Genomic DNA, 6,622 nt, shown 5'->3' with positions numbered 1-6,622 from the left:
ACGGGGCAGGGACGCCCCGTCGCGGCGGCCCGCGGAGCAATCCCGAAGTGAGGGAACGCCGAGCCACAGCGAGGCGCCGACAGGCGGGGCAGAGCGTTTTGGTTACTTTTGCGCTTTTCAAAAGTGACCCGCTGTAAGAGCGGAACCATAAGCAGCCGTTACCGCAGAAATGGATATGTACACCATCACCCCGGCAAAGGAATCACCCGCAACGGCCGCACCGATTTATACGAGAAGCTCGAATAAATCTCCTTAACACACGGCAACCCCTGCAACACCTCCCGCGCAAACTCCCCAAACGACTCCAGATCCTTCGCCACCACTTCCAACAAAAAATCATACCGCCCCGAGACGTTATGACACGCCACAATCTCGGGAATCTCCAGCAACCTCTGCTCAAACGCCCGGGCCACTTCGCGCGAATGGGTGTCCATCATGATGCTGACAAACGCCGTCACCCCATACCCCAGCGCCTTGGGCGACAGGATCGCCTGGTAACCGCCGATCACCCCGCTGTCCTCAAGGTTCTTCACCCGCCGCCAACAAGGCGAAGTAGTCAGCGACACCCGCTCCGCCAACTCCGCCACGGTCAACCGCGCATTACCCTGCAAAGCGTTTAAAAGCGCCTTGTCAGTCCGATCCAGATGAGTGGGCATATCTTGCCTCAAAACCTCGTTTTTATTGTTTTTCATCCCAATCTACCGGCTTTTACCGGCAAACTATGGAACGTTCGGCCGCAGTTATAAGCATAGCATTGTAGGAAATAAGGAGCGTCCGACCATGAAAAATAAACACAATACGTTCGGCTTTTCCACCCGAGCCATCCACCACGGCTACGATCCCCAGGACCACCACGGCGCCCTCGTGCCGCCGATCTACCTGTCGGCCACCTTCGCCTTCCCCACCGCAGAATACGGCGCCGCCTGCTTCGCCGGTGAAGAGAGCGGGCACTTCTATACGCGCATCTCCAACCCCACCCTGGCCCTGCTGGAAGCGCGCATGGCCACCCTGGAAAACGGCGAAGCCGCCGTGGCCTTCAGTTCCGGCATGGGCGCAATCGCCGCGACGTTCTGGACCCTGCTGCGCCCCGGTGACGAGATCATCGTCAGCCAGACCCTCTACGGCTGCACCTTCGCCCTGCTGCACCATGGCATCGGCGAGTTCGGCATCAAGGTGCGCCATGTCGACCTCACCGACCTGAACGCCCTGCGCGAGGCCATCAACCCGGCCACCCGCATGATCTACTTCGAAACCCCGGCCAACCCCAACCTGCAACTGGTGGACATCGCCGCCGTCGCCGAGATCGCCCACCGCCAACCCGGCATCACCGTAGTGGTCGACAACACCTACTGCACGCCCTACCTGCAACGCCCGCTGGAAATGGGCGCCGACGTGGTGGTGCACTCGGCCACCAAATACCTCAGCGGCCACGGCGACATCACTGCCGGCATCGCCGTCAGCAGCCAGGCCCTGGCCCAGCGCATTCGCCTGCAAGGGCTCAAGGACCTGACCGGCGCGGTGATGTCGCCCCAGGATGCGGCCCTGCTGATGCGCGGCCTCAAGACCCTGGCCCTGCGCATGGATCGCCATTGCAGCAACGCCCTGGCCATCGCCGAAGCCTTGCAGGCCCATCCACTGGTGGAATGGGTGACCTACCCCGGCCTGCGTTCCTTCCCACAGTACGAATTGGCCGCGCGGCAGATGAAGCAGTCCGGCGGCATGATCGCGTTCGAACTCAAGGGTGGCATCGACATGGGCCGACGCTTCATGAATGCCCTGAAGCTGTTCACCCGGGCAGTGAGCCTCGGGGACGCCGAGTCACTGGCCCAGCACCCGGCCAGCATGACCCACTCCACCTACACCCCGGAACAACGCGCCCATCACGGAATTTCCGAAGGGCTGGTGCGGCTCTCGGCAGGCCTGGAAGATATCGCCGACCTGCTGGCCGACGTTGCCCAGGCCCTTCACGCCTGTGCCGAAAAGCCGAAATCCCGGGCGGTGCAACACAACGTTCATCACGCTTGAAGTAAATTCATCACCAGGCCCGACGTTTACCAATAGCCCGGCCTGCAAAGGTCGGGCTTTTCCCGTTGCGCCCTGCCCCGCAAAAAATTTGATCCATTCATTGGCCCGTTTGCGACAGCCTGTACTAGCATACGAGGCGGCAGTCATGGATATCACTGCCCTGTACGCCGCCCTCCTTGAAACTCATGGATGAAATGATGAACTCACACCTGTTCCCTCACATTGGCAAAGTCATCGCCAGCACCGGCAGCCGGCATTTCCCGCGCATGCTGCACGACCTGATCCTCACCCAACTGGCGGTCGACGCCACGCACATCACCCAAATGCCCGTGAGTTCAAGGGACCACGCCCCGGCGCCCGACCTGGACGAAACCCAGGCCGCCGCCCAACTGCACCTGACCCGACGCAAGAATGACGTCAGCTACGTGCTGTCGGTGTACCGCTCCAACCCTTGCGAGAGTTTTTCCCAGCAGGAACGGATCATCCTGCAAGACTTCTCTTCCCTGCTGCTGCCGATGGTTGAAAAACACATCAGCGCCCTGCAACCCAGCGGCCCGGAGAATGAAGTGCCGCAGCAGCAAGGCATCGACACCTTGCGCCGGCGCTTTGAAGAACGCCTTGCGCAATCGGGGCTGGCCCTGTCCAGCCGCGAGCTTGAAGTGTGCGTGGGGTTGCTGGCCGGACGCACCGCGCCGGAACTGGCGGAGCAGTTGGCGTTGAAGGTCAACACCATCGAGAGCTACCTCAAGCGGGCGGCGATCAAGATGGGCATCAGTGGTCGGCATTCGTTGATGCGGTGGATGTATTCCACGGAAGAAAGCACCGGTCTCTAGAACACCACAGAACCAATGTGGGAGCTGGCTTGCCTGCGATAGCGGTGTCTCAGTCACCTGATATGTTGACTGACACATCGCTATCGCAGGCAAGCCAGCTCCCACACTTTTGATCTCTACCCGGGTTAATCCCGCGCCAGGGCTTCAATCGGATCCAGCCGCGCCGCATTCCTCGCCGGCACAAACCCGAACACAATCCCGATCAACGTCGAACACGCAAACGCCGTCACCACCGACCCCAGGGAAAACACCATTTCCCACTCTTTCACAAACAACGAAAACAGATAGCCGATGGCGAATGACAGCGAGATGCCGATCATCCCGCCAATCAGGCAGACCATCACCGCCTCCACCAGAAACTGCTGGCGAATATCCGATTGCCGCGCGCCCACCGCCATGCGAATCCCGATCTCACGGGTGCGTTCGGTCACCGACACCAGCATGATATTCATCACCCCGATGCCGCCCACCAGCAATGAAATCACCGCGATCAACGACAGCAACAACGCCAGGGAACGGCTGGTTTTCTGCACCGTCTGCATGATGCTGTCGAGGTTGTTGGTAAAGAAATCCTTGGTGCCGTGGCGCTGCAACATCAGCTTGGTGACGTTCTCTTCCACTACCTTGCTCGGCTGGCCATCCTTGATGCGCACGGTGATGCTGTCCAGATGACGCTGGCCCAACAGCCGGCCGGCCGCCGTTTCATAGGGCACCCACACGTTCAGCGCCTTGCTGGCGGCAAACATGTTTTTATTGTCGGCCGTCACCCCGATCACCGTGCACGGCAGGTTGCCCACCAGGATCACCTGGCCCAGCGGATCCACGCCGGGGCCGAACAACCGATGACGCGCGTTGTGATCGATCACCACCACCTGGGCCTGGCGCCGGGCGTCGCTTTCGCTGAAGGTAATCCCGGCTTCGAGCTTCAGGCCCTTGACCTGGAAATAGCGATCGCTGACCCCATTGATCTGCGCGTCCAGGTCGATATTGCCGTAGCGCAGCAACAGGTTGCGCCCCACCACCGGCGTGGCGCTGTCGACGTAATACAGCTGGTTCAGCGCCTCCACATCCGACGGCAACAGCGTCTCGATAGCCGAGGCGCGACTGTCACCGAAACTCTTGCCGGGAAAGATATCAATGGTGTTGCTGCCGATGGCCTGGATGTCCTTGAGCACATAACGCTTGGCGCCCTCGCCGATGGCCGAGATCGACACCACCGAGGTGATGCCGATGACGATGCCGAGCATGGTCAGCAAGGTGCGCATGCGATGGGAAATCAGCGCGACCCAGGCCATGTTGAAGGCCTCCTTGAACAACCCGAGGCTGGCCACCAACTTGCGCGCACCGCTGCGTTTAGGCTCGATGGGCGCCTCGGTGGGCAGGTCGAGGCCGACACTTTCGTTGGCGCGGTCACTGACAATCTCGCCATCGCGCACCTCAATGATCCGCTGGGCATTGGCTGCGACCTTCGGGTCGTGGGTGACGATGATCACCGTGTGCCCGGCGGCGTGCAGCTCCGCCAGGATGCGCATCACTTCCTTGCCGCTGTGGGTATCGAGGGCGCCGGTGGGTTCGTCGGCGAGGATCACCTCGCCGCCATTCATCAAGGCCCGGGCGATACTCACCCGCTGTTGCTGGCCGCCGGACAGCTGGCTCGGGCGATGGGTCAAATGCCCCGACAAGCCCAGCCTTGCCAACAGCTCCCCTGCCCGACTGTGCCTCGCGCTTTCCGGCGTACCGGCATAAATCGCCGGCATTTCCACGTTGTGCAACGCACTCAAGTGCGCCAGCAGGTGGTAACGCTGGAAGATAAAACCGAAGTAGTCACGACGCAGTTCCGCCAGCTGTTCATCACCCAGGGTGCGGGTTTCGATGCCATTGATCTTGTAGCTGCCGGCGGTGGCGTAGTCGAGGCCGCCGAGGATGTTCATCAGGGTGGATTTACCCGAGCCCGAGGCCCCGGTAATCGCGACCATTTCCCCGGCGTGGATGGTCAGGTCGATACCCTTGAGCGCAATGAACTCACGGTCACCGGCCATGAAACTGCGCACGATGCCTTTAAGCTCCAGCAGTGGCTGAGTCATCGATCAGCCCCCCGCCACGGCGGGCGATGGATCGCCGATCACCACCTTGTCGCCTTCGGCCAGGCCATCGAGGATCTGCACCTTGACGTTGTTGTTGATGCCGGTCTGCACCTGCCGCGTGTTGGCCCGGCCCTTGGCATCCAGCACCCGCACCGGGAAGCTGCCATCGGCGTTGCGCGGGCCGAGTGCGGCCACGGGCACCGTCAGCGCGGCCTTGGCGGTGTCGAGCACGATGCGCACCTGGGCGGTCATGGCGATGCGCAGGCGGTGGTCGGGGTTGGGCACGTCGAACAATGCGTTGTAGAACACGGCGGTGTTTTGCTTGGGGGTGCCGGCGGTCTGGGTTTCGAGAAAGTTCTGCGGGGCCGGTTCGGTGCCGCGCAGTTTGGCGTAGTAGCGTTTGTCGGCCTCGCCGAGGATGGTGAAGTACACCTGTTGGCCGGGGCTGATGTGGATCACGTCGGCCTCGGAGACCTGGGCCTTGACGGTCATGGTGTCCAGGTCGGCGAGTTTGAGCAGCACCGGCGCCAGTTGGCTGGCGATCACGGTCTGGCCTTCCTGGGTGACGATGCCCACTACATCGCCGTCGATGGGCGCGACGATGCGGGTGTAGGCCAGGTTGATCTTGGCGGTGTCGATCTGGATGTGGGCGCTTTTGATCTGGGCGTCGAGGGACATCAGGTTGGCGCGCTGCACTTCGTAGTTGGACTCGGCGGTTTCGAAGTCCTGGCGGGAGACGGATTCGTCCTCCTGCAGGCCCTGGTAGCGTTGGTAGACGGATTTGGTTTCCTTGAGTTGAGCCGCGGTGGCACGGCGTTGGGCCTGGAGGTTTTCTTCGTCGACCTGGGCTTTGCGCAGGGTGTTCTGCAGGATCAGTGGGTCGATTTCGGCGAGCCATTGGCCCTTCTTGACCTTGTCGCCGACCTTGACCTTCAGGGACTTGAGTTGGCCGGAGACCTGGGCGCCGACGTCGACCTGTTTGACGCCTTCCAGCAGGCCGGTGGCCAGGACAGCGTTTTCGATGTCACTGCGTTCGGCGGTGGCGGTCAGGTATTGCGGCGCGTCTGCGGGGGCCTGCACGGTGTAGATGATCAGGCCGGCTGCGACGGTCAACACCAGGGCCAATCCTGCTTTTCGATACTTTGACTTTTCCATAAATGACCATGAGAGGTGTTGAAGTTGGTCCGGCTTTTGGCTCGGAGTACATATCCGTTTTTTTGGTAACGGCTGATATTGGTTCCGCTCTTACAGCGGCTCACTTTTGAAAAGCCGGAATGCCGGCCCAGTCAAAAGTAAGCAAAACGCTCTTGCCCCACCACTCGGCACCTCGCTAGGGCTCGGTGTGCCCGAACGCAGGCAGCACGAAGCGGGCCGCCGCGACGGGGCGCCTAAGATCAAAATCAAGATCAAAAGCAAGAGCACAGCGGCCTACAGGCCGGCTTGAGTGTGGTGAAGCAAAGACAAAATCAAAATCTAAAGCTACAGCGGGCACGGTCAAAAATGTGGGAGCTGGCTTGCCTGCGATGGCATCGCCTCGGTGTATCTGATGTACCGAGTTGCCTGCATCGCAGGCAAGCCAGCTCCCACAGAAAAGCAAAGCCACCCCGTAGCAGCTGTCGAGCGCCAGCGAGGCTGCGTGCTTTTGATCTTGATCTGCGGGCCCCGTTAACCACGATGGCC

General features: G+C 61.2%; 5 protein-coding genes and 1 pseudogene. 2 read left to right on the top strand and 4 right to left on the bottom strand.

The window, feature by feature from the left end:
• Positions 1 to 185: 185 nt before the first annotated feature.
• A complete protein-coding gene (locus M2400_RS33270; protein WP_177042727.1) occupies positions 186 to 656 on the bottom strand; it encodes an Lrp/AsnC family transcriptional regulator in 471 nt (156 codons plus the stop codon).
• Between the two features lie 124 nt (positions 657 to 780).
• Between M2400_RS33270 and M2400_RS33265 the strand changes: the two genes are divergently transcribed.
• Entirely contained in the window at positions 781 to 2,025 is a 1,245-nt protein-coding gene (locus M2400_RS33265) for a methionine gamma-lyase (protein WP_177042713.1), read from the top strand.
• Positions 2,026 to 2,210: 185 nt separating this feature from the next.
• Positions 2,211 to 2,858 (top strand): helix-turn-helix transcriptional regulator, encoded by a 648-nt coding sequence (locus M2400_RS33260; protein WP_177122104.1) that lies wholly within the window; start codon positions 2,211 to 2,213, stop codon positions 2,856 to 2,858.
• Positions 2,859 to 2,983: 125 nt separating this feature from the next.
• On the opposite strand, the gene M2400_RS33255 is transcribed toward M2400_RS33260, so the two are convergent.
• The 3 genes and pseudogenes from M2400_RS33255 to M2400_RS33245 all read right to left on the bottom strand — a co-directional run.
• Positions 2,984 to 4,942 carry a MacB family efflux pump subunit gene (locus M2400_RS33255; protein ID WP_259201094.1) on the bottom strand — a complete coding sequence of 653 codons (1,959 nt, stop codon included), beginning with the start codon at positions 4,940 to 4,942 and terminating at the stop codon, positions 2,984 to 2,986.
• A 3-nt stretch (positions 4,943 to 4,945) separates the two neighbouring features.
• On the bottom strand, positions 4,946 to 6,097 hold the full coding sequence (macA, locus tag M2400_RS33250; RefSeq protein ID WP_177078243.1) for a macrolide transporter subunit MacA: 1,152 nt from the start codon (positions 6,095 to 6,097) through the stop codon (positions 4,946 to 4,948).
• A gap of 175 nt (positions 6,098 to 6,272) precedes the next feature.
• Positions 6,273 to 6,622: pseudogene (locus tag M2400_RS33245) on the bottom strand (hypothetical protein); the annotation flags it as partial.

This window comes from Pseudomonas sp. BIGb0558, from assembly GCF_024807515.1.
Classification (GTDB): Bacteria; Pseudomonadota; Gammaproteobacteria; order Pseudomonadales; family Pseudomonadaceae; genus Aquipseudomonas; species Aquipseudomonas yamanorum_A.
This window is presented reverse-complemented; position numbering and strand designations above follow the sequence as displayed.